Below are 22,589 nucleotides of genomic sequence, written 5' to 3' on the forward strand. Positions count from 1 at the left end.
ATTTTCGGCGAAGTCGATCAGGCGAGCACGAAGGTCAGCAGCATGGTGTGCTGGAACGCGCCGCGCCACCACGAGTAGCCGAACCACACACCCGGGGTGATCTCCCTGATCTCGTCGTAGACCGGCGGGGTGGGGGATGGGTCGTAGTTCAGTGCCCAGGTCGGCCTGCCGTCGAGCAGCGCGGGCGCGGTGTAGACGTTCGCGGGCCAGGCCTCGTATCCGGCGCCGGTGACCCGGTTCATCAGGTAGCCGCCGTCGGGCCCGGTGTAGAAGGTCTTGCCGATCCAGAACGCGGGTGCGACGCCCTGCATCGTCGGCGGCCTGGTCACCCAGCCGTTCTTCACGCCCATCGGGACCGCGCCGCGTTCGGCGTCGCGGAAGATCGCGTCCTGCTGCTCGGGTGTGCAGCGGAACCGCAGCGAGTCGATCGTGATCGCGCGGTTGTCCGGGTCGAGGACGCAGCCACCGCCGTAATCGGCGGCCGCCTCGGTGACACCGTCGTCGGCGGTCGCCGTCGGGGCGGCCACGCCGAGAAAAATGCCGGGAACCCCCAGGGAAAGCACCATGGTGCTCAGGAAACGTGCCCTCATCGTGCTCATATCGGTACTCCAGAACTGCCGCACGGTCTCCCGACCTACTCTTTGATGTTAGGTCGATCTTGATGTTCTGAAGCTGGACTTACCCAACCTGTTACCGGTCATGCATCGAGAACATGACGACCGGCGGGCAGTAAGTGCGGTGTGGAATCCCGGGCGGGCCGGTGTGCCGGGCGGCCGAGGCGGCCCGGCACCGCGCCCAACTCAGGGACTAGGCTGATCAGTGACACTTTCCCCAGAGAGGAATATGCCGTGCAGCCCGGTGGTCAGTTCGACATGCAGCAGTTACTCGCCCAAGCCCAGCAGATGCAACAGGCGGTGATGGAGGCCCAGGCCGAGATCGCGGCGGCCGAGGTGGAGGGCCAGGCCGGCGGCGGGCTGGTCAAGGTCACCATCAAGGCGTCCGGCGAGGTCGTCGCGCTGACCATCGATCCCAAGGCGGTCGACCCGGAGGACGTGGAGACGCTGCAGGACTTGGTGATCGGCGCGGTCAACGACGCGATGGCCAACGCGCAGCAGCTGGCGGCCGAGCGGCTCGGCCCGCTCTCGGGTGGGCTCGGCGGCGGCTCGCTGCCCGGGCTGCCGGGCTTCTGAGAGCCACGGGGACATAGCCGTTGTACGAGGGTCCGGTTCAGGATCTGATCGACGAGTTGGGCAAGCTGCCCGGCGTCGGTCCGAAGAGCGCGCAGCGCATCGCTTTTCATCTCCTCCAGGTGGAGCCGCCGGAGATCGACCGGTTGCAGGCCGCGCTGCAGAAGGTGCGCGACGGCGTGCAGTTCTGCGTGGTCTGCGGCACCGTCTCCGACGGTGAGACGTGCCGGATCTGCGCCGACGCGCGCCGCGACCGCACCATGATCTGCGTGGTCGAGGAGCCGAAGGACGTGCAGGCGATCGAGCGCACCAGGGAGTTCCGTGGTCGATACCACGTGCTCGGCGGCGCGCTGGACCCGCTGAGCGGCGTCGGCCCGGACCAGCTGCGGATCCGGGAGTTGCTGGCGCGCATCGGAAACCAATCCGACGGCATCGACGTCACCGAGGTGATCATCGCGACCGACCCGAACACCGAGGGCGAGGCGACGGCCACCTACCTGGTGCGGATGCTGCGCGATTTCCCCGGCCTCAGCGTGACGAGGCTCGCCTCCGGGTTGCCGATGGGTGGCGATCTGGAATTCGCGGACGAGTTGACGCTGGGTCGCGCGCTGTCCGGGCGCCGCGCGCTCTGACTCCTGCCCCGAATCTCGGGGGGTTGCGGGGCATCTCGGGCAGGTTACTGTGTCGGGGATGAGCATCGAATTCATGCTGACCACGCTCGTCATCGTCGCCACCCCCGGCACCGGCGCGCTGTTCACCCTGGCGGCCGGTCTCTCCAGGGGGACGAAGGCCAGCGTGATCGCGGCGTTCGGCTGCACACTGGGCACCGTCCCGCACATGCTCGCGGCGATCACCGGCCTCGCCGCGCTGCTGCACACGAGCGCGGTCGCCTTTCAGACCCTCAAGTATCTCGGCGTCGCCTACCTGATCTACATGGCGTGGAGCACCTTCCGGGACAAGGGCGCGCTGACCGTGCCGGAGGGCGGCGAGCAGAGCGCCTATTCGGCCCGCAAGGTGATCACCTCGGCGGTGCTGCTCAATATCCTCAACCCGAAGCTGACCATTTTCTTCTTCGCGTTCCTGCCGCAGTTCGTGCCCACCGGTTCGCCGAACGCGTTGGCGCGCATGCTCGAACTGAGCGCGATCTTCATGCTCGCCACCTTCGTGGTGTTCGCGGTCTACGGCGTGTGCGCGGCCGCCGTCCGCAGCCACGTCATCTCCCGGCCCACGGTGGTGACCTGGATGCGCCGGGTTTTCGGCGTCTCCTTCATCGCGCTGGCCGGTCGCCTCGCGCTGCAAAACCAGTGAGCGGCACCGCGACTCAGAGTTCGACGCGCGACCACGGCAGCGTCTGCATGCGGCTGCGGTCGTCGGTGGCCCAGTCCCAGATCACCGCGGACACCGTCGGCGCGTCGAGCACCGTGGTGCCGAAGTGCTTGTCCGGGGAGCCATCTCGGTACTCGAGGGTGAACGCGCCGGTCTTCTCCCGGTAGGTCTGCATGTAGACCTGATCGTCGCGTTCCACCACCAGATACGGATTCGGCGGAGCCAGCTCGGCGACCCACTGATCGGCAAGGGGTTTGGTCAGGTAGGGGAACTCGCCCGCGCCGCCGTGGGTGACCGTGGCGGGCACGTGCCCGGCCGGATCGATCAGCCAGGCCAGCTGCGGATCGTAGATCGCGTAGTTCAGCGGCGTCGCGATCGCGAACAGCAGCTGGCGGACGAAGCCGATCGCGTCGTACGGGCACGGCACCTGTAGCGCCGCGCCGGTCGCGACGCCGCCGACGGGGTGCACGCTGAGGAAGCTGTCGTCCTCGGGAACCTCGGCGTTGGCCTTGTTCAGTTCGGCCGCGATCTGCGCGACCATGCCCGCCTCCGGGAGTCCCTGTTGGGTGCTGAGGTAAGCGTCCACCTCGGCGATCGATGACGCGACACCTGATGGCAGCAAGACGTGGTCATAGCTCACCCGCACAGGGTACGTACGGCGCGGTTCAGGCCAGGCGACGGGCCGTGTCGGGCTCGGCACAGGCGCAGCCGCCCGCTACGTCGGCGCAGTCCACGACGAAGGTGTGCCTGACGTAATCCAGGTCGACACAGTCGTTTTCGGTGCATTCGGTGAGCCTGCCCGCATGGACGACGAGGGTGCCGTGGCAGTGGTCGACGGCGGATTCGCAGGACGAACAATCCGGCGCACGCATGTGACCTCCAGACGTGATCGGTTCGTTATCTTTGTCTACCACTTCCGAGCCGGACGCTGGGGGAAGTCGGCGATGTGTGTCGCCCGCCGGGCGTGGCGCACCCGGGCGGTTCGGCCTATGCCGGGCGCATTCGGGCCCGGTGGCCGCGCAATCACTCGGCAATCGGCGCTTTGTGGCGACCGGGTACCTCGCGATACGGCTGGATCACCGCGATCCACGTGCGAAAATGACAGCACCATCGGTGGGCGGCGGTGCGCAGGGCACGGGTGAGCGCCGACCGGCCGGGATCGGTCAGCGAACCGTCAGGCACGTCTGGCAGCGGAAGTGAGGTCGGCGCGGTGACGATGCGCGAGGACGCTGTGCGGGAGACGAACGCGGCGGCCGACCTGCGCGAGCAAGTGGCCGAGCAGTTCGCGCGATACCGCACCGGCGGCGTCGAGACCGCGCCCTATGACGAGTGCGGCAGACCCACCGCGGGCTACTACGACGAACTGGTCGATGCGGACGGCAAGGTGCGCCGGATGTGGTCGGAGCTGTCCGCCGATTTCGTCGAGCTCGGCACCGCAGGCCTCGGCAGACTCGACAATCGGGTGCGCAGGCTGATCGAGGACGACGGCATCACCTACACCGAGGTGATCGGCCAGGGGGAGCAAGCGGTGGCGACGCCGTGGCGGCTCGATCCGATCCCGCTGCTTGTCTCGGCGGACGACTGGACCCGGTTGGAGGCGGGCCTGGTGCAGCGTTCACGGGTGCTGGACGAGGTACTCACCGATGTCTACGGCCCGCGCCGCACGCTCACCAGCGGGCTGCTGCCACCCGAGGTGATCTTCGGCTACCGCGGCTATGTCCGTGCCGCCCACGGCATTACGGTGCCGGGGCGGCACCAGCTGTTCCTGCACGGCTGCGATATCAGCCGGTGGAGCGACGGGCAATTCCGGGTGAGTGCCGACTGGGCGCAGGCCCCGTCCGGCGCCGGGTACGCGCTGGCCGATCGGCGGGTGGTGTCCACCGCGATCCCGGAGGCGTTCGAGCATTCCAATCCGCGTCCGCTGACGCCGTTCGCCAGGGCGATGCGGTTGATGCTGATCGAGTCGGCGCCGGGGGAGGCCGACGATCCGTTCGTCGTGGTGCTGAGTCCGGGTGTGCACTCCGAGTCCGCGTTCGACCAGGCCAATCTCGCCTCGATGCTCGGCTTCGCCCTGGTGGAGAGCGCGGATCTGGTGGTGCGCGACGGTGCGCTGTGGATGCGGTCGCTCGGCACGCTGCGCCGGGTCGATGTGGTGCTGCGCCGGGTGGACGCCGAGTTCGCCGATCCGCTCGACCTGCGCCCGGATTCGCGGCTCGGCGTGGTCGGGCTGGTCGAGGTGTTGCGCAGGGGCGCGGTCACCGTGGTGAACACGCTGGGCAGTGGACTGCTGGAGAACCCGGCGCTCACCGGGTTCCTGCCGAGCCTGTCCAGAGCGCTGCTCGGCGAGGACCTGCAATTGGAGAGCGCACCGACCTATTGGGGCGGTGACGATAAAGAACGCGCCCAACTGATCAAGAACCTGCACCGGCTGATCATTCGGTCGGCCGTCGACGGGGCCACCCTCTTCGGGCCGGAATTGTCGATTCGACAGCGCGCCGAGCTGCGGGACCGGATCGAGAAGACCGGTTGGCAGTGGGTCGGCCAGGAACCCGCGCAGTTCTCGGTGGCGCCCGCGGTCGAAGGCTACGGCGGCTTGGCGCCCGCGCCGGTCGGCATGCGGCTGTTCTCGATGGCCCGCCGCAGCGGCTACACCGCGATGGCGGGTGGCCTCGGCCGGCTGCATCAGCGCACGCTGCCCGACCGCGCGGTGATCAGGGCTGGTGCCAAGGACATTTGGGTCAGGGCGGCGCCGAGTCCGGTGCCCGCGGTCGGTACCGAGGTGCACGAGGAACGTGAGCGGCGGGCCGCACCGGTGGTGGCGGCCGTCAGTTCCCCGCGTGTGCTCAACGATCTGTTCTGGATGGGGCGTTACGGGGAGCGGGCCGAGTCCGCCGCGCGGCTGCTCATGGCCACGCACGACCGGTATCAGGACTTCCGTTATCGGCCGTGGCTGGAGGGGGCCGAGGCGATGCCGGTGTTGATGGCCGCGCTGGCTCGCGCCACCTGCACCGCCGCACCGGACGCGGTGCTTGGTGTGGATGACGCCGATAGCGCCGCGGCAGAGCCGGTTTCGCCTGATCCCGCGGGCGCGGCCGGGAGTGAGCCTGATTCGGCGGAATCCGACCGGGCGGATGTCGCGGGCGCGGGTATCGCCGACGAAACGCAGGTGCCGGTCCGGCCGGGAGTGTTGCAGCGGGCCATCGTTGCCGCGGCGAGTGCGGCGCAGGAGCAAGGTATTTTGGCGCCAGGGTCGTCCGGCCCGCCGCCTACGGCCGGAGCATCCCGATCGGGGTATGAATACCTGGCGGCGTTGACCGTCGACCGTGAGCTGCCCGGTTCGCTGGCCTTCGCCATCGATCGATACGAGAACGCCGCGCGTGCTGTGCGTGACCAGCTGTCCGCCGACACGTGGATGATTCTGAGCGCCGTGGATCGGGCGCTCACGGAGTACCGGAGCACCGAGGGCGACCGTGAGACCGCGCTGTCTGCGGTGCATTCACTGACCCTGGCCGCGCTGCTGTCGCTGTCCGGCATCGGCGCCGAATCGCTGGTGCGCGACTCCGGTTGGTACGTCATGGATATCGGCAAACGGATCGAGCGCGGGCTCGCGCTCACCGCGTTGATGTCGGCCGCACTGACGCAGGAGTTTCCGGAGGAGGCCGAACGGGTGGTCACCACGTCGGTGCTGCGGGCCGCCGAGTCGCAGGTGAGTTACCGTCGGCGCCACGGTGATTCGGTGCGGATCTCCGCGGTCGCCGGACTGCTGCTCTTCGATACCGCCAATCCGCGTTCGCTGGCCTACCAGCTGGACCGGCTCGAAGCCGACCTGCGGGCGCTGCCCGGTGCCTCGGGATCGTCGCGGCCGCAACGCCTGCTGGCCGACGCGCAACGCATGCTGCGCCGCGTCGACCCGGACGACCTCGATATCACCGACGACGACGGCGTACGCACCGAACTGCTCGAGCTACTGGAGGGTGTGCACCTGCGGCTGCGCAAGTTGTCCGACTCGTTCGAGACCGCGCGACTGTCGCTGCCCGCCGGCTTCCAGCCGCTGTGGGGTAGCACGCGGGTGGTCGGATGATCGACCGCGCCGGTTCGGTGCGGCGCTACCGCGTCGCGCACCGCACCACCTACTGCTACTCCGACGAAGTCACCAGTTCCTACGGCCGCGCCTACCTGACGCCGCGCGAATTCTCCGGTCAGAAGCTGCTTTCGCACGACATCTCGATCGACCCGGCGCCCTCGGACCAGTCGATAGGCTCGGATGTGTACGGCAACACCACGTCGTACTTCCACGTGACGGCCCCCCATCGGGCCCTGGTGGTCACCGGCGACTCGCTGGTCGAAGTCGATCGCCGCGACCATGCCGCGGACGGGCCTGCCGGTCTGCCGTGGGAACTGGCCCGTCCGACCGGCGCGACGGGGCCGCTCGCGGTGGAGTTCACCCTGGATCTGCAACCACCCGAAATCACCGACGAGGTAAGGGCATACGCGGCCGAGTCGCTGACCCCCGGCCGTCCGCTGCTCGACGCGGTGGCCGAACTAACCAGCCGCATCCACGACGACTTCACCTACCGCTCCGGCTCGACCACCGTCTCCACCAAGGTCGCCGACGTCTTCGCGGCCCGCGCCGGGGTCTGCCAGGACTTCGCCCGTATAGGCCTGGCCTGCTTGCGTTCCCACGGCCTGGCCGGCCGCTACGTGTCCGGCTATCTGGCCACCGACCCACCCCCCGGTCGGGACCGCATGATCGGCACCGACGCGACCCACGCCTGGGCCGCCGTCTGGGTCCCCGGCGTCGACGAGCACGACCGAACCGGCCACTGGATCGACTTCGACCCCACCAACAACCAATTCGGCGACGAGCGCTACGTCACCGTCGCCTGGGGCCGCGACTACGCCGACGTCCCCCCACTCCGCGGCATCATCTACACCGACGCCAAACACAGCACGATCACCGTCTCGGTCGATGTCTCCCCCGTATGTGGATGACGCACACGTGTGGGTCGCCTGCCTGATTGCTGTGACGCTGCGCCGCCACGCCCCGCTCAGACTGTGGTTATGGCAAGTCCGTTGCACTCGGCACCTTACCGGACTAACCTCTTAGCTAAGGAGGTGGATCATGTCGGGCAGTGCAGCTGAACAGTTCAATATCCACGAGGCGAAGACGAATCTGTCCCGCATCATCGAGCGGGTAGAACACGGTGAGGAGATCGTCATCAGTCGCGCCGGTCACCCCGTCGCGAAAGTGGTCCCGCTGGTCCGGCGAGTCAACCGGGTCGGCCGCGGCTCGCTGCGGGGGCGACTCGTGCTCGCCACCGACTGGGACTCCGACGCGACCAACGCACAGATCGCCGACGACTTCGGCACGACGGCATGAGACTGCTGCTGGACACCCACGTGATCGTGTGGTGGCTGACCGACGATCCAGCGCTGTCCGATGATCTCAAGGAGCGGATCGAACACGATCCGGATATCTACGTCAGCGCGGCGACGGTGTGGGAAGTCGCCATCAAACAGGCCCTGGGAAAACTGACCGGGCCGATCGACCTGCCCGAGCACGTGATGGGCAGCGGGTTCCTTCCGCTGCCCATCAGCGCCGAGCATGCGAGACTGGCCGGCCGACTGCCGTTGATTCACCGGGATCCATTCGACCGAATGTTGGTGGCGCAGGCGCAAACTGAAGGTCTCACGCTGGTCACCCATGACGCATGGTGCCAGAAGTACGAGGTCGCGATTCTCGCCGCCTGATGTAGTGCCGTGTTACGCGTGGGCGGCGTAGATGTGGGCGGAGACTTCGTCGCGCATGTGGGCGAAGGCTGGGTGGGTGCGGGCCTGGGTGGGGGTGGTGTGGGGGGTTTTGAAGGTGGTGGGGTTGTCGTAGATGATGCGACCGGGGCGGGTGCCCATGACGATGACTCGGGTGCCGAGCAGGAGGGCCTCGTCGATGCTGTGGGTGACGAAGAGGACGGTTTTCCTGCGGTCGCGCCACAGGGTGCGGAGTTCGTCCTGGAGGTTCTCGCGGGTCAGCGCGTCCAGCGCGCCGAAAGGTTCGTCCATCAGGATGATTTGGGGGTCGTTGACCAGGACTCGGGCGATTTGGGCGCGTTGCTGCTGGCCGCCGGAGAGTTCGTAGGGGCGGCGGTTGCCGAGGTGGTCCAGGCCGACCAAGGTGAGCATGCGTTCGGCTTCGATGCGGCGCTCATCGCGGGGCACGCCACGGACTTCGGGGCCGAATTCGACGTTTTTGCGGACCGACAACCACGGGTAGAGATTGGGTTGCTGGAAGACGACGCCGCGGTCCGGAGAGGGGCCGGTGACGGTGCGGCCGCCGACTTGCACTGTGCCTTCGGTCGGCGCGAGGAACCCAGCGAGGATGTTCAACAGCGTCGACTTGCCGCAGCCGGAAGGCCCTACGACACAGACGAATTCGCCGCTCTCGATGGTCAGGTCGGTCGGTGCGAGCACCTGCGTCGGGCCGTCGTCGCCCCGGTAGCTCTTGCTGACGCCGGTGAGGACGACCCGGTGCTCGTCCAGCGCGGTCACGCGGACGCTCCCTTGGCCGCGTCAGCGTAAATACCACTGCGGTAAGCGGTTTCGTCGCCAACCGAATCGACACCACCCTGGCTCAACAGGAATTCGGCCGTCTTGCGCAGATCGGCGGCGAATCCGCCTCCCAGGTACTTCGCGTCGGCCTGTTCGGCCGCGCCGAGGTAGGTGTACCCGGCCAGCTGCGGGCCGACCAGTTTGGGCGCGATGCCGAGCTGCGCGCCGATCGACACGGCGGCATCCTCGGGCTTGCTCCGCAGCTGCGTCACCGCGTAGTCCTGCAGTTTCGCCCACATCACCGCGAATCGCGGGTTCTCGTCGAGAAACTCGGTGCTCGCGACCGCCAGATCGAAGGTCGGCGCGCCCGCGGCCGCGGTATCGGCGCTCGAGGTGACGAGGTGACCGCCGGACTCGAGGAGCTTCGACAGCGTCGGATCCCACACCCAGGCCGCGTCGATCTGATCGCCGTTCCAGGCGCCGGGAATCGCATCGGGCGCCAAGTTGATGACCTGTACGTCACTGCCGAGGTCGGCCTTGCCGAGCGCGGCCAGCAGGCTGTAGTGCGCAGTGCTGCCGAACGGTGTCGCGATGCGCTTGCCGCGCAGCCCGGCCAGCGTGGTGATCGACTTGTCCTTGGCGACAAGCGATTCCGACTTGCCGATCACATCGTGGATCCACAGCACGCGCACCGGCAGCCGTAGCGGTGCGGACAGCGCCTTGGTCGCCGGGCTCGACCCCATGGTGCCGATGTCGAGGCTGCCCGCGCCGAAGGCCTGGACCACGTCGGCTCCCGAGGAGAACTGACTCCAGGTGACTTTCGCGTTCGGCAGGCAGGCGGCCAGCAGGCCGCGATCCTTCACGAACAGATCGGCATTGGGGATGGCTTGGAAGCCGATCCGCGCCTGCGTGGTGACGCTGGGATCCGCGGCGAACGGGCAACTCGCCTGCGCCCCTGCCACTCCGGTATCACCGCGGCCGGACTCGACGCACCCTGCGGTCGCCGCGACGACGGCGGCCACGGCGAGACCAATCGTGACCAGGCGACGGACTGCGGCTTTCATACCTTGCCTTTCCACGGAACTGCTTTGGTGCCGAGAAATTTGATGACGGAGTCGAGTACGAGCGCGGCGCAGCCGATCACGATGATGCACGCGATGGTCAGTGGCGTATTCAGCTGTGTGCCCGCGATATACGCGAGGCCGCCGATGCCGGGAATGCCGTTGTTGAGCTCCGCGGCGACCACGGTGGTCCACGCGAACGCGGTGGCGATCCGGATGCCGCCGATCACCTCGGGCAGCGTCGCGGGCAGCACCACGCGCGAGATGACCTGGGCGCGACCGGCGCCCAGCGCGCGGGCGGCATTGAGATAGTCCTGCTTGACCCCCGTGACACCGCCGAGTGTCGCGATGGCGATCGGCGGGAACGCGGCGAGGAACAGCAGCCAGACCTTCGACAGATCGCCGATGCCGAACCAGACGATCAACAGCCCGATATAACCGAGCGGCGGCAGCGACCGCAGGAAGTTCAGGATCGGCTCGGTGACCAGGCGCACCGGGGTGAGCATCCCCATCACGAAGCCGACCGGCGGACCGACCACGATCGCGATCCCGACACCGGCGCCGATCCGCTGCAGGCTGGCGAGCAGGTGCTCCCACAGGTAGTAGTTCTGTTCACCGATCACCGTGCGGTCCACACCCGGCGCGATCTGATGCCGGGAGTTGGCCCGTACGAACGCATCCCACACCGCTCGCGGCGACGGCAGATACAGCGGATCGACCAGCCCGGCCGCGGTTACCGCCGCCCACAGCCCGAGCACCAGCGCCAGCGCCCCGACCCGGGTCAGCGCCGGAGCCAGCAGGCGGCGATAGTCGCGGGGTCGCCGCGGTGCCACGGCAGGCTGGTCCGTCTGGACCGGCTGGGTGTCCGGGGTGCTGATCGCGGTCATGCGGAACTCGGCGACAGTCCACGCCGACCCAGGCCCACCTCGGACACGGCACTCTCCTCAACGCTCGGCAAACCTCGACGCTATCGGTGCCGATGGCGTCGAGGGGAGAGTTAGAAACGCCGTGAACTTAATCGCTGCGGTGGCTCCGCGCGCTGAGCGATCACCCTATTCCGTTGACACTGCCATTCATGCCGACGTGCTCGCCGATGTTGCCCGCCAGCCACTGGTTCTGCGCCAATGTCTCGAAAACACAGATGAGCAACAGCTTTCGGCTGCGCCTGCTCACCGAGTACTCGAGATCGGGCGCGACTTCCGGGCCGCGCAATGCACTGCTGATGCCTTTACGCAGGTTCGGTTCCGAGAGCAGCCAGAACAATTCAGGCCCGATCAACACCGATTGTCCGCCGGTCTCGTGGAACCACCGGCCCGCGAATTCGATCAACAGGTCGGTGAACGCGTCCCCGCTCTCCACCGACTCGGTGAGTTGGCTCAGCGCACCCGATCGGTCCACACTGCTCTGAATCACCGAGGCGAGCCTGCTTGCTACTTCACGGAACTGATCGACGTCCTGGTCCTGCCAGACTGTTAGAGACATAGTTTTTCTCCATCGAAGTAGTCGAGCGTTGGTGGGTAATTACCGGGACGTCGCGGCGGGATTATCGGTGGTTGACCAGCTTTCGGCCGTCGGCGTCGAAGGTGTTGAAACGCATCGGGGTATTCGGCCCGGTGGCGAAGGGCGCCGCGGGACCGGTCTGCGGATGGTCGTTGCCGTTGCCGTTGCCGTTGCTCTGTGCCTGGCCGTTGCTCTGCGCGTTCCCGTTCGTCGAGGCGTGCCCGTTCGTCGAGGCATGCCCGATGAGCTGCGGCGACGTCACCAGCTCCGGTGCATCCTCGACGGCGAACTGCTCGGCTTTCACGGCGACGGTGGCGCGTCGGGTCGCGCTGTTGCGCGCCAGCAGGATGAGGGTCAGGTGCACCGCGAAGAGCAGGGTCAGCGGCATTCCGGCGTAGATGATCAACGACACCGGCCCGCCGCCGATTTCCCGCGCGTATTCGATATTCCCGGCGACCGAAACCAGCGTCGAGACCACGAAAAGCCCCGTCGCATACCACCATCCCGCGCTGCGCTTGGGAAATGACGCGGTGGCGACGATGGAGCCGACGACGAGACCGTCGATGGCGATCGGTACATTCGCCGCCAGTTCGGGTTCAACCAGGTTGCGTACGGCCAGATGGTGCAGTGCGGCAAAAGACATCTCGAACGCCTTGAGCGCCACTACCGAAGAAACGATCAGCGACAGATACAACGGACGCGGCCATAGCAGGCTGCGCCAGCGGGCCCAAATCGGTGGACGGCGTGGCATTACCGGCTGCGTCATTGATTCGGCAGGTGACCCCGGCGTGATCGTCGTCATAGCGGGGAGCGTAGCGTGCAAATAGCCACACACCCCGGAGCCTATCGGTCGAGTCGCGTTTGCTGATCAATCACGACGCGACCTGGCATTGCGCTGCCCGCAGGCGGAGTAACCTACGCGCGCAGGCGTTCGCGGCGCAATTGCTCCACTTCCGGCATCGGCAGCGGCGCCAATTCCGCGACGCCGAGCGCCCGCGCCAGCAACAGGTCGGCCAGTTCGGGATTGCGGGCGAGGGCGGGGCCGTGCATATAGGTGCCGATCACCGAACCCTGCACCACGCCTTCGAGCCCGTCGCCGACGCCGTTGCCGACCCCGCGGGTGACCCTGGCCAATCCGGTCGCCTCGCCGCCGAGTTTCGTGCCACCCCGGTGGTTTTCGAATCCGGTCAGTGCCGCGGTGAGCCCGTCGAGCAGGGGAGCGGTGGTCACCTCGCCGATCGCGCGCTTGGCCTGCGGCGCGGTGGTGACGTCGATCATGCCGACGCCGTCGACCCGCTCGCCGGTGGACGTCTCGTACCACTGGCCGAGCACCTGGATGGCGGCGCAGATGGCCAGCACCGGCGTGCCTTTCGCGGCCGCCTGCTGCAGGCCCGGGTAGCGCTGCAGGTGCCGGGTCGCCAGCCGCTGCGCCGAATCCTCCGCCCCGCCAAGGGTGTAGATGTCCAACGAGTCGGGAACCGGGTCGGCCAGCGTGATCTCGACGACCTCGGCGTCGTAGCCGCGCAGCCGCAACCGCTGCCGCAGCACCAGCGCGTTTCCGCCGTCGCCGTAGGTGCCCATCACATCGGGCAGTACGAGACCGATGCGGAAGGTCGATTCACTCATTTACTTCGCCTCGAGGTCGCGGTTGAGATCCCGGAATGCGGTGTAGTTTGCCAGCACCTCGACGTGGCCCGCCGGGCAGGAGGCGATGGCGCGCAACGGGTTCGGCACCGTGGTGTGTTCGACGCCCGCGTAGGTGAGGCGCACCGCGAGATCGGTGGCCCGCTCACCGGCGGCGACCACCTGCACGCCCTCGAAGTGCTCGAACCGCACGTCCCACAGCCAGGACAGGTCCTCGCCGTCGGGCACCTGCCCGTTCACCGCGATCACCAGTCCGGCCGCGGTGGGCTCGATCATCGACAGCGCCTCCTGCCAACCCGCCGGGTTCTTCGCCAGCAGCAGCCGTGCGGCATGGTCGCCGACCTGCACCGTCCGGTAGCGGCCCGCGATCTCGCGCACCGTGCCGGTCGCGGTGACCGCGGCCGCCGGATCGGCGCCGAGCGCGATGGCCGCGGCCACCGCCTGTGCGGCATTGCCCCGGTTGGCCCGGCCGGGCAGCGCCAGCTTCAAGGGGAACCGCAGTCCGTCGGGGCCGACCAGGTCGTCGCCGTCGAGCCACCAAGCAGGTTCGGGCCGTTCGAAATCCGCGCCGGTGCTGCGCCAGTGCTTACCCGCCCCGCCTGCTGCCGACCCCGAGTGGCTGTCCTCCCACACGATCGGCTCACCACTGCGTGGGCAGCTGGTCGCGTCCATCGACCAGCCGCTGCCCGCGGCCACCCACACCACGTTCGGGTGGTCGTAGGCGATCGAGGTCACCAGCACGTCGTCGCAGTTCGCGATCACCACGGTGTCCGGGTGCCGAGCCAGGCCGGCGCGCAGCTTGCGCTCGATCATGTTGATCTCGCCGACCCGGTCCAGCTGGTCGCGGCTCAGGTTCAGCAGCACCACGGCGGCCGGGTCGAGCGCGTCGGTGACGTGCGGCAGATGCAGCTCGTCCACCTCGATCGCGGCGAGCGGCGCGTCCCGGTGGACGCTGAGCGCGGCCACGATGCCCGCGTCCATGTTGGCGCCGTCGGCCTGGGTGGCGACCGCGCCGAGCGTGCCGAGCGCCGCGGTCGTCATCCTGGTGGTGGTCGACTTGCCGTTGGTGCCGGTGATCAGCACCGTGCGCTTGCCGCGGCCGAGCTGACCCATGATCGTCTTGTCGATCTGCAGGGCGATGAGCCCGCCGATCATCGATCCCTTGCCGCGCCCCGCCTTCTGCGAGGCCCACGACGCCGCCGCCGCCGCCCGCAGTGCAATACGCCCACGCACCGAAATGTCTGCCACGCCGCGAGTCTATGTTCGGCGTCGGTTCCCGGCGCGCCCCGGTCCAGTGGCGTAGCCCACCCGGGCCGCTCAGCCCTGGTAGAGCTTGGCGTTGTAGTTGGCGGGCGCGTAGTGGTGCTCGAGCTCCTCGATGCTCTCGGTGGTGTCGGTCTGGACTTCCTTGACCAGGTGGGCCCACGAGGGCAGTCCGTCGGCGGGCCACTGCTCCGGCTCCCAGAGGTGGCTGCGCAGGAAGGCCTTCGCGCAGTGGAAGAAGATCTGCTCGATCTCGACCTCCACGGCAAGGATCGGGCGGTGGCCACGCACCACCATGTCGTCGAAGTAGGGGGCGTCGCCGACAAGCTTGGCGCGGCCGTTGATCCGCAGGGTCTGGCTGCGGCCCGGAATGACGAACAGCAGACCGACGTGCGGATTGCTGAGGATGTTGAGGTAGCCGTCGGCGCGGCGGTTGCCGGGACGCTCGGGAATCGCGAGGGTCCGGTCGTCGAGTACCCGCACGAAGCCCGCCGGGTCACCCTTCGGCGACGCGTCGCAGTTGCCCGCGGCGTCGCTGGTGCTCATCACCAGGAACGGGCTGGCGGCGATCCAGTCGCGATCCCTGGGGTGCAGCGCGACCCGCTCCTTGTTCGCGGCGCGGGGCGGCACATCGCCGAGTAGTTGTCGTAGTTCGGCCGGGTCGGTGATCGCACGCATACCCGATTCAAGCATCGCCGTGCCGAATCCGGTGCTGGGGTAGGGCTATCGGTCGCCTCAGAGCTGGAGGTCGAACATGTTGGGCGCGCCCGCGGCGTAGCGGTCGGCGTCGATGCGGCGCAGCGGGTCGAGCTCGGTCGCGCGGTACAGCGTGAACATCCGGCACCGCTGCGCATTCGAGCCCGCCACGTCCAGCAGTGCGTTCACCGCGGCGCGGGCGGATTCGTTTGCGCCTTCCATAGTGGCCAGGTCCACATTGGTGCGCACGTAATCGCCTGCGAGGAACAGGTTTTCGAGCGCGCCGTGGGGTTCCGGCCGATACTCCCACGATCCTGCGGTGTTGATCAGCAGCGGGTCGGCGTTGGTGTTGCGCCGCTGGTCCGGCTGCCAGGTGATGCCGGGGTCGAGGAACCACGAGTGCAGGTCGGCCTCGCGCAGCAGGTCGCCACGGTCGTCGAGGTGCGCGGTGAGCTGCGCCCAGACCTCGCGGGCGATCTCCTCGTGCGTGCACTCTTTGGCGGGTTTGCCGAAAAGAATGCCCGGGGTATTCCAGTCGGAGATGTCGACCGACAGGCAGTCCTGCACGGTGCCGTCGCCGAACTCGCTGAATTTGCGGGCCCACACCTGATTCTGGTTGATCGAGGTGAGTGCCCACGGCGCGTCGATGTAGGCGGTGTGGCCGCGCGAGATATCGGCGGGGGTGCGTAGATAGAACTGGATGCCGTTCATCCAGTCGCTGAAAAGCCGGTCCATCGCGGCCAATTCGGGCCGCACCGCGAGCACGTCGGGCGACCAGAGGGCGCGGGCCTGTTCGGCGGGTACGGCGACCACGAAATAGTCGGCGTCGACGGTGCGTTGGGTCCCGTCGCGGTCCACGATGCGGGCCGAGGCGATCCTGCGGTCGCGCACCTCTAGCCCGCGCACCTCGGCGCCGAGCTCGAACCGCACGCCGAGCTCGCGCATCCGCCGTAGCCACGGGTCGATCCAGACGTCGTTGGTCGGCCCGTTCAGCACCCGGTCGAGGCCGCCGTCGTTGCCGATCTCGGCCGGGTTGCCGAGGAACTGTTCGCCCATGTTGCCGATGGTGCGGACGCTGGCGACGTCCTCTTTCGCCGCGACCATGATGCTGGTCAGCGTGCGCGAGAGCAGCGCGCGGAATTCGTGGGAGCGGACGTGGCCGCCGACGTAGTCGCGCCAGGAGGTGTGTTCCCACTGGCCGAGGCGGCGGGCATCGCAGCTGCTGTTGAACACCAGTAGGCGATTGGCGAAGTAGAGGCCTTCGCTGCCAGGCATTTTGAGGGTGGTGGCGAGGGCGGCGCCGAGGGTTTCCCGGAAACTGTCCGGGTTGAACGCCATGCGGGCGCGTGGGCCGAGCGGCAACCGGAAATCGTCGCCGTCGCGCCGGGCGAAACGGGCCTCGGGCACCGCGACCAGGTTGTTCCACACGCCATTCGGGTTGTCCTCGAACGGGATACGGCGCATGGTGTCGGGCACGTGTTGATAGAAGCCGGGGAAGAACCGGAAGCCGTGCTCGCCGGGTAACTCCGGTCTGCCGCCGGAGCCGGTGCCGGGCACCGGCACGCTGCGCGCCTTGCCGCCCCAGGCGCGGCGCTCGTAAATCGTTACCTGGAAACCGCGTTCGATCAGTTCATGCGCCGCGGTCAATCCCGCTACGCCGCCGCCGAGTACCGCGACCCGCCTGCCGCCCGGACTGCCGGCGGCAGGCCCCGATCTCAGCGCACCGGTCAGCAGTGCCCCCGCCGTCGCTACCCCCGCCGTAGCCGTTGCGCGAAGCACTTTCCTCCGCGATACGGTCCACCGATCATCTGCCATGCGCCGCACTGTGCCTAGCCTCGGGACCTTTGTTACACGTTGTCACTACTGTAAAGCGGCAGGTCCGCACCGGCGTACCCGCCCCGTGCCTGGCCCGAGGTGAAGGCTGATTCGGACGGCGGATGTGAGCATAGCGATATTCGGGTTCGGATAGGCGAACGTGTGACGGCGGTTTCTCGAACCCGTTGGCACACATAAATATCCGCGCTGTTAGGGACTCGGCACCGGGGCTGTCGCCGAGTCCGCTCCGTGGGTGCGTGGGCGGTGACGATGTCGACGGGAGTCTCAGGTCTGCACGAGTTGCGGTGTGCCAGGACGCCGCCCGGCGGCGGCGTCGAGCTCCACCGCTTGGTCGGCGGCCACCGCCGAGCGCTTGCCTGAGGTCGCGGCGAACGCACCCGCGATGACGATGACACCACCGACCAGTGCCAGCGGCGTCGGTGTCTCGTCGAGGAACAGCCAGGCGGCGGCGATGCCGACGACCGGAACCAGCAGTGTCAACGGCGCGACGATGCCCGCGGGGTAGCGGCTCATCAGGTAGGTCCACAGGCTGCTGCCCACCACGGTCGCGAGCACCGCGATGTAGGCCAGCGCCACCAGGGCGGGCCAGCCTGTCGCGGAGAACGAGTCGGCCACGGCGCGCAGCCCGGCGGTCGGCCCCTCGGTGGCGGCGGACAGTGCGAACAACGGCAGCGGCGGGATGACGGCGATCCACAGCGTCAGGTGCAGCGTGTTCAGCCCCGGCGATTCGAGGGTGGCCCTGCGCGCACCGATATTGCCGAAGGCCCAGCCGAGCCCGCCCGCCAGCGTGAGCAGCACCGGCAGCAAGCTGGCGTGTTCGAGGCGGTCCCAGCCGATCACCGCCATGCCGGCCATCGCGACCACGATGCCCGCGACCTGCACGGGCCGGATCCGCTCGCGCAGGAACAGCGTGCCGAGCAGCACGGTGAACGGCGCGGAGGACTGCAGCACCAGGGAGGCGAGCCCGGTCGGCATGCCGATCCGCATAGCGGTGAACAGGAAAGCGAACTGCAAGGCGCCGAAGCCGGTGCCGTACAGCAGGATCCAGCGCATCCGCACCTTCGGGCGCGGAATGAAGATCAGGACGGGCACCGCGATGACCGCGAAGCGCAGCGCGGCGAAGAAGAACGGCGGGAAGTGATCGAGCCCCACTCGGATGGCGAGGAAGTTCAGTCCCCAGAGCAGGACGACGGTCAGCCCGAGCAGGCGGTCACGAGTGTTCACGCGGTCCATCGTTAGGGTCACGAACGTTCAGGACAATCGAATTGAAATGGAATATTACGGTAGTTTTGCTTCATGATTGCAGCGCGTACCGGCCGGAACTGACGTGGCGCCGTCGATGTCGGTGGAGCGGCTGCGCGTGCTGCGCGAATTCGCCGATCGCGGCACCATCGCCGCGGTGGCCGCCGCGCTGTCGATGACGCCATCGGCCGTCTCCCAGCAGCTCAAGGTGCTGGCCATGGAGGCGGGCGCGGCACTGCTGGAACGCGACGGTCGCCGAGTCCGCCTGACCGACGCGGGCCGCGCGTTGGTGGTGCGCGCGGACGAGGTGCTCGCCGCGCTGGATCGCGCGGCGGCCGAGATGGCGCACTACCGCGGTTCGCCGCGCGGCCTGGTACGCGTGGCGGTGTTTCCCTCCGGTGGGGCGCTGCTGCTGCCCGCGGTGCTGAATGCCATGGCGGACAGCGGGGTCGACGTCGTCGCGAGCGACGTCGACCTACCGCCGAGTGAGGTGTCGCGGCTGCTCGCCGACTACGACGTGGTGCTGACCCATCGGGACGAGCGCGCCGCGCCCATCGCCGACCCGAGGGTCACCGTCCAGCTGCTCATGCGGGAACCCATCGACGTGGTTGTCGCGCCGACCCATCGGCTGGCGGGTCGCACCGCGGTGACCCCCGAGGAACTGGCCGACGAAACGTGGCTGAGCGTCCGCGGCGGCTTCCCGATCGATGACGTGCAGCGCTCGATCGCCACCCTGACCGGCGTGCAACCGCGAATAGCGCAGCGACTCAACGACTTCCGCGTCATCGAAACCCTGGTCGCGAGTGGCTACGGTGTCGCACTGATGCCCCGCTACTCGGTGGCCCACCCGAACCTGTCGGTGCTGCGCCTCACCGACGTTCGCGCCGCCCGCCTGTTCGAACTGGCGATCCGTCCCCGCGCCGAAGGCAGCCCCGCTATCGCTGCGGTCATTGCGGCTTTCCGGAACGCCGCAGCGGGCGTCACCGCCGAATCCGCGCCGCCGGCGCGGTGATTCGCCGGGGCGGTCGTTGTCGACTCTCCACAGTCGGGTTCGCGATGGTCGACGGAGCGGACAGCAAAGGCCCTGGTCCGGCGGTCGGGCGTCGAGCCTAGGGTCTGAATCCCGTTGCGTCGTTGGCATATTCTTACAAGATCGGCATCTGTCCTGTGAGGGTTCCCGACATGTCTCCACCGCGAGCGAGCCAACTACAGTGCAGGATAGTCAGCCAACCGATGAAGGATTTCGACACGATGCGTGATATCTCCGAGTTCTCCACCCGCAATGGCGGATTCCGAAGCGTGGTGGTGACCGCGGTCGAGGTTTCCTCGGCGCTCGGCGCCGACACGGAGTCCACATGGAAGGGGCTGCTGGGGGGGAGAGTGGTGTCCGGCCCCTCGACGACCCGGAGATCGAGAGCATGCACCTGCCGATCGCCATCGGCGCGCGGTTCACAAGCGATCCGACGGCCGGGCTCGATCGGGTCAAGAAGCGGCGCATGTCGTACGTCCAGCAGGTCGCCTACGTGATGGGCAAGCGCCTCTGGGCAGCCCTCGGCGCGCCCGAGGTGGACCAGGACCGGCTCGGCGTCTCGCTCGGCACCGGCGTCGGCGGAGCCGAGGTCATCGTCGACTCGAACGACGTCATGCGGGAAAAGGGCTACCGCAAGGTTTCGCCGTTCGCGATTCCGATGGCTATGCCGAACGGTCCGGCCGCGGTACTCGGGCTCGAACTCGGCGCGCGGGCGAGCGTGATCACGCCGGTGTCGGCCTGCTCGTCGGGCTGTGAAGCACTCGTGCACGCCTGGCGGTCGATCATCCTCGGCGAGGCGGACATGGTGGTCGCGGGCGGCGTCGAGGGGCCGATCAATGCCCTTGCGCTAGCCGGATTCACGAATATGCGGGCACTCAGCTCGCGGGTGGCGGAGCCGGAACGAGCGTCGCGCCCGTTCGATCGTGACCGGGACGGTTTCGTGTTCGGCGAGTCCGCGGCACTGCTCGTGCTGGAGTCCGAGGAGCACGCCCTGGCCAGGGGCGCCCGGCCGCTGGCCCGGTTGCTCGGCGCGGGTTTGACCGCCGACGGCTACCACTTGGTCGCGCCGGACCCGGAGGGTCGCGGCAACGCGCGCGCCATGCGCCGCGCGCTGGAAACCGCAGGCGTAGCCGGCACCGAGGTCGACCACGTCAACGCGCACGCCACCGGAACGCCGTTCGGAGATCTGGCCGAGGCCAAGGGCATCGCCGCCGCGATCGGCAAGCATCCCGCGGTCTACGCGCCCAAATCGGCGCTCGGGCACTCGGTCGGCGCGGTCGGCGCGCTGGAGGCGGCGATCTCGGTGCTGACCCTGCGCGACGGGGCGATACCGCCGACCCTGAACCTGGAAAACCAGGACACCGACATCGATCTCGACATCGTCAGCGGTGCGGCGCGCTACGCGGACATCCAGTACGTGATGAACAACTCGTACGGATTCGGCGGCCACAATGCGGCGGTGCTGTTCGGCAAGTACTAGGGCGGAAAGAGGGCGGCCCCGATGTGAATACATCGGGGCCGCACCATCTTTCGGTCGTTCAGTGACCCATCGGGCCGGGGTGGTGGTACTGCTGCGCGCCGACGTAACCGAAGTCGTCGGCGACCATCGCGGCCAGCTCCAGCAGGGCGCGCCGGGTCGGCTTGCTCACCAGTTCCAGGTCGATCTCCGCGCCCTCGGCGAGGTGGTCGTCGAAGGGCACCACCTGGACCGCGCGGGTGCGGTCGAGGAAGAGCTTGCGGAGCTGATCCAGGTCGACGGTGGAGGCGCCGCGCCGGGAGGCGTTGACCACGACGACGGTGCGCTCGACGAGCTTGCCGTAGCCGTGGTGGTCCAGCCAGTCCAGCGTGGCCGAGGCGCTACGGGCGCCGTCGATGGCGGGCGAGGTGACCAGCACCAGGGAGCTGGCCATATCCAAAACGCCTGCCATCGCCGAGTGCATCAGGCCGGTGCCGCAGTCGGTCAGGATGATGTTGTAGAACGACTGCAGGATGCCGATGGCCTTGCGGTAATCGGCCTCGCTGAACGCCTCGGAGACCGCCGGATCCTGTTCGCTGGCAAGCACTTCCAGGCGGCTCGGCGCCTGCGAGGTGTGTGCGCGCACGTCCGAGTACCTGCTGATGTGCTGGTCCTCGAGCAGGTTGCGCACGGTCGACCTGGTCTGCCGGGGCACCCGGTGCGCCAGCGTGCCGAGGTCGGGGTTGGCGTCGATCGCGATGACCCGGTCACCGCGCAGCGACGCGAAGGTGGAGCCGAGGCCGACCGTGGTGGTGGTCTTGCCGACGCCACCCTTGAGCGACAGGATCGCGATCCGGTAGTCGCCGCGCACCGGCTGATTCACCCGGTCGACGAGGTCGCGGTAGACGACGTCGGCCGCGGACTCACCCGGGTTGAGCACGCCACCGGTGGCCTTGTGCACCGCGCGCCGCCACCCGCTGCGCGGCGCCCGGCGGGCCCGCTTGAGCAGGTTCAGGTCGTTGACCGAGTGGCCCGGCTGCCCCGGTGCGGGCACATGCTGCGGCTGGAACGGCTGCGCGGGCTGGTGCGGGTTCGGTCCGCCCTGCCAGCTCGGCGGGGGTACCTGCCCCATCGCCGGCGGCTGCTGCTGCCCCATCGGGGCGGGCGGCGGCTGATACGTGGGCGGCGGCTGGTGGGTCACCGGCGGTGGCGGCGGCGCCCAGCTGTAGATGGGCGCGGCCTGCTGCTCGGCTTGCGGCGCAGCGGCTTCGGAATGTTCCTGCGGAACCCGCCGGACCAGCCCGTCGGGGCCGATCTCCTGGCGGTACTCGCCGTAGCCAGGGTTCTGCGGTTCGGGCGCGATCTGGTGACTACCGCTGTGCGCGGCGGCCGGCTGATACTGGCCGGTCTGGTACGGCTCATATGCGCCGGGTGGCGCGAACGGCCCGGCGTTCGGCGGCGCGTAGCCGCCGTACTGCTCGGCCTGGCCAGGCGGCGCGAATCCCTCGGGCGAGCCGTAGGACTGCTGCGACATCGCGTGCGGGTAGGACACGGTCTGGTCGGTGGAGCCGCCGAAGTCGGGCTCGGCCGGATCCTGCTCCGGCGGCGCGGGCGCCTCGGCCGTCTCGGACTCGGTCACGTCCACGTCGCCGGACGGCTCCGCCGACGGATCGGCGGCGGGCTCCGACTCTTTCGCGTCGGCCGTGTCCACCGATTGACTCTGCAGCCAGGGCGGTGAGGTCGGGTTGTGGTCGTTTGTTGTCACAGTTCCCCCATCTGCTCGGGACTACGAGCAGAGAGCT

The 22,589-nt window shown here is 68.5% G+C and carries 22 protein-coding genes and 1 pseudogene; 9 read left to right on the forward strand and 14 right to left on the reverse strand.

Annotation, left to right across the window (positions count from 1 at the left end; all coding sequences use genetic code 11):
• Window positions 1–17 precede the first annotated feature (17 nt).
• Window positions 18–599 carry a hypothetical protein gene (locus ACIHA7_RS26950; protein ID WP_397293703.1) on the reverse strand — a complete coding sequence of 194 codons (582 nt, stop codon included), beginning with the start codon at window positions 597–599 and terminating at the stop codon, window positions 18–20.
• A gap of 249 nt (window positions 600–848) precedes the next feature.
• On the opposite strand from ACIHA7_RS26950, the gene ACIHA7_RS26955 reads away from it, so the two are divergent.
• The 3 genes from ACIHA7_RS26955 to ACIHA7_RS26965 are packed head-to-tail and all read left to right on the forward strand — an operon-like array spanning window position 849 to window position 2,495.
• Complete coding sequence (locus ACIHA7_RS26955; RefSeq protein ID WP_397293704.1) at window positions 849–1,190, forward strand: YbaB/EbfC family nucleoid-associated protein; 342 nt, start codon at window positions 849–851, stop codon at window positions 1,188–1,190.
• A gap of 20 nt (window positions 1,191–1,210) precedes the next feature.
• Window positions 1,211–1,819 (forward strand): recombination mediator RecR, encoded by a 609-nt coding sequence (recR, locus tag ACIHA7_RS26960; protein ID WP_397293705.1) that lies wholly within the window; start codon window positions 1,211–1,213, stop codon window positions 1,817–1,819.
• 58 nt (window positions 1,820–1,877) lie between these two features.
• A complete protein-coding gene (locus tag ACIHA7_RS26965; RefSeq protein WP_397293706.1) occupies window positions 1,878–2,495 on the forward strand; it encodes a LysE family translocator in 618 nt (205 codons plus the stop codon).
• A 13-nt stretch (window positions 2,496–2,508) separates the two neighbouring features.
• Here the strand turns inward: ACIHA7_RS26965 and ACIHA7_RS26970 are convergent, their stop codons facing one another.
• The gene (locus ACIHA7_RS26970; protein ID WP_397293707.1) at window positions 2,509–3,153 is read right to left on the reverse strand and encodes a hypothetical protein; all 645 of its coding nucleotides are present in this window, start codon (window positions 3,151–3,153) and stop codon (window positions 2,509–2,511) included.
• A 25-nt stretch (window positions 3,154–3,178) separates the two neighbouring features.
• Window positions 3,179–3,385, reverse strand: a complete 207-nt coding sequence (locus tag ACIHA7_RS26975; RefSeq protein WP_397293708.1) for a hypothetical protein — start codon at window positions 3,383–3,385, stop codon at window positions 3,179–3,181.
• Between the two features lie 344 nt (window positions 3,386–3,729).
• Between ACIHA7_RS26975 and ACIHA7_RS26980 the strand changes: the two genes are divergently transcribed.
• From ACIHA7_RS26980 to ACIHA7_RS26995, 4 genes are all read left to right on the forward strand, one after another.
• Window positions 3,730–6,594, forward strand: a complete 2,865-nt coding sequence (locus ACIHA7_RS26980) for a circularly permuted type 2 ATP-grasp protein (protein WP_397293873.1) — start codon at window positions 3,730–3,732, stop codon at window positions 6,592–6,594.
• Window positions 6,591–7,505 carry a transglutaminase N-terminal domain-containing protein gene (locus tag ACIHA7_RS26985; protein ID WP_397293709.1) on the forward strand — a complete coding sequence of 305 codons (915 nt, stop codon included), beginning with the start codon at window positions 6,591–6,593 and terminating at the stop codon, window positions 7,503–7,505. Before ACIHA7_RS26980 ends, ACIHA7_RS26985 begins: the two co-directional genes overlap by 4 nt.
• Before the next feature lie 130 nt (window positions 7,506–7,635).
• Window positions 7,636–7,893, forward strand: coding sequence for a type II toxin-antitoxin system Phd/YefM family antitoxin (locus tag ACIHA7_RS26990; RefSeq protein WP_397293710.1), 258 nt, complete (start codon window positions 7,636–7,638; stop codon window positions 7,891–7,893).
• Complete coding sequence (locus ACIHA7_RS26995; protein ID WP_397293711.1) at window positions 7,890–8,264, forward strand: type II toxin-antitoxin system VapC family toxin; 375 nt, start codon at window positions 7,890–7,892, stop codon at window positions 8,262–8,264. The genes ACIHA7_RS26990 and ACIHA7_RS26995 overlap by 4 nt, the downstream gene beginning before the upstream one ends.
• Before the next feature lie 12 nt (window positions 8,265–8,276).
• Here ACIHA7_RS26995 and ACIHA7_RS27000 read toward each other — a convergent pair whose 3' ends face one another.
• The 10 genes from ACIHA7_RS27000 to ACIHA7_RS27045 form a co-directional block, all read right to left on the reverse strand.
• Window positions 8,277–9,059, reverse strand: coding sequence for an ABC transporter ATP-binding protein (locus ACIHA7_RS27000; RefSeq protein ID WP_397293712.1), 783 nt, complete (start codon window positions 9,057–9,059; stop codon window positions 8,277–8,279).
• Complete coding sequence (locus ACIHA7_RS27005) at window positions 9,056–10,123, reverse strand: ABC transporter substrate-binding protein (protein ID WP_397293713.1); 1,068 nt, start codon at window positions 10,121–10,123, stop codon at window positions 9,056–9,058. Before ACIHA7_RS27005 ends, ACIHA7_RS27000 begins: the two co-directional genes overlap by 4 nt.
• The gene (locus tag ACIHA7_RS27010) at window positions 10,120–11,007 is read right to left on the reverse strand and encodes an ABC transporter permease (protein ID WP_397293714.1); all 888 of its coding nucleotides are present in this window, start codon (window positions 11,005–11,007) and stop codon (window positions 10,120–10,122) included. Before ACIHA7_RS27010 ends, ACIHA7_RS27005 begins: the two co-directional genes overlap by 4 nt.
• Window positions 11,008–11,167: 160 nt before the next feature.
• Window positions 11,168–11,602, reverse strand: coding sequence for a hypothetical protein (locus ACIHA7_RS27015; RefSeq protein WP_397293715.1), 435 nt, complete (start codon window positions 11,600–11,602; stop codon window positions 11,168–11,170).
• A gap of 61 nt (window positions 11,603–11,663) precedes the next feature.
• Window positions 11,664–12,422: a DUF2637 domain-containing protein gene (locus ACIHA7_RS27020; RefSeq protein ID WP_397293716.1), complete on the reverse strand. Its 759-nt coding sequence runs from the start codon at window positions 12,420–12,422 to the stop codon at window positions 11,664–11,666.
• A 113-nt stretch (window positions 12,423–12,535) separates the two neighbouring features.
• A complete protein-coding gene (locus ACIHA7_RS27025) occupies window positions 12,536–13,246 on the reverse strand; it encodes a type 1 glutamine amidotransferase (RefSeq protein WP_397293717.1) in 711 nt (236 codons plus the stop codon).
• Window positions 13,247–14,512, reverse strand: coding sequence for a MurT ligase domain-containing protein (locus ACIHA7_RS27030; RefSeq protein ID WP_397293718.1), 1,266 nt, complete (start codon window positions 14,510–14,512; stop codon window positions 13,247–13,249).
• 69 nt (window positions 14,513–14,581) lie between these two features.
• Window positions 14,582–15,205 (reverse strand): pyridoxamine 5'-phosphate oxidase family protein, encoded by a 624-nt coding sequence (locus tag ACIHA7_RS27035; protein WP_397293719.1) that lies wholly within the window; start codon window positions 15,203–15,205, stop codon window positions 14,582–14,584.
• A 57-nt stretch (window positions 15,206–15,262) separates the two neighbouring features.
• Window positions 15,263–17,038 (reverse strand): FAD-dependent oxidoreductase, encoded by a 1,776-nt coding sequence (locus tag ACIHA7_RS27040; protein ID WP_397293720.1) that lies wholly within the window; start codon window positions 17,036–17,038, stop codon window positions 15,263–15,265.
• Between the two features lie 285 nt (window positions 17,039–17,323).
• Window positions 17,324–18,283 carry an EamA family transporter gene (locus tag ACIHA7_RS27045; RefSeq protein WP_397293721.1) on the reverse strand — a complete coding sequence of 320 codons (960 nt, stop codon included), beginning with the start codon at window positions 18,281–18,283 and terminating at the stop codon, window positions 17,324–17,326.
• A 115-nt stretch (window positions 18,284–18,398) separates the two neighbouring features.
• Between ACIHA7_RS27045 and ACIHA7_RS27050 the strand changes: the two genes are divergently transcribed.
• Entirely contained in the window at window positions 18,399–19,313 is a 915-nt protein-coding gene (locus ACIHA7_RS27050; protein ID WP_397293874.1) for a LysR family transcriptional regulator, read from the forward strand.
• Window positions 19,314–19,561: 248 nt separating this feature from the next.
• Window positions 19,562–20,811 (forward strand): annotated as a pseudogene (locus ACIHA7_RS27055) (KasA/KasB family beta-ketoacyl-ACP synthase).
• A 58-nt stretch (window positions 20,812–20,869) separates the two neighbouring features.
• On the opposite strand, the gene ACIHA7_RS27060 reads toward ACIHA7_RS27055, so the two are convergent.
• The gene (locus ACIHA7_RS27060; RefSeq protein WP_397293722.1) at window positions 20,870–22,552 is read right to left on the reverse strand and encodes an AAA family ATPase; all 1,683 of its coding nucleotides are present in this window, start codon (window positions 22,550–22,552) and stop codon (window positions 20,870–20,872) included.
• Window positions 22,553–22,589: the final 37 nt, after the last annotated feature.

Origin of the sequence: Nocardia sp. NPDC052316 (genome assembly GCF_044547795.1) — a bacterium.
Lineage (GTDB): Bacteria > Actinomycetota > Actinomycetes > Mycobacteriales > Mycobacteriaceae > Nocardia.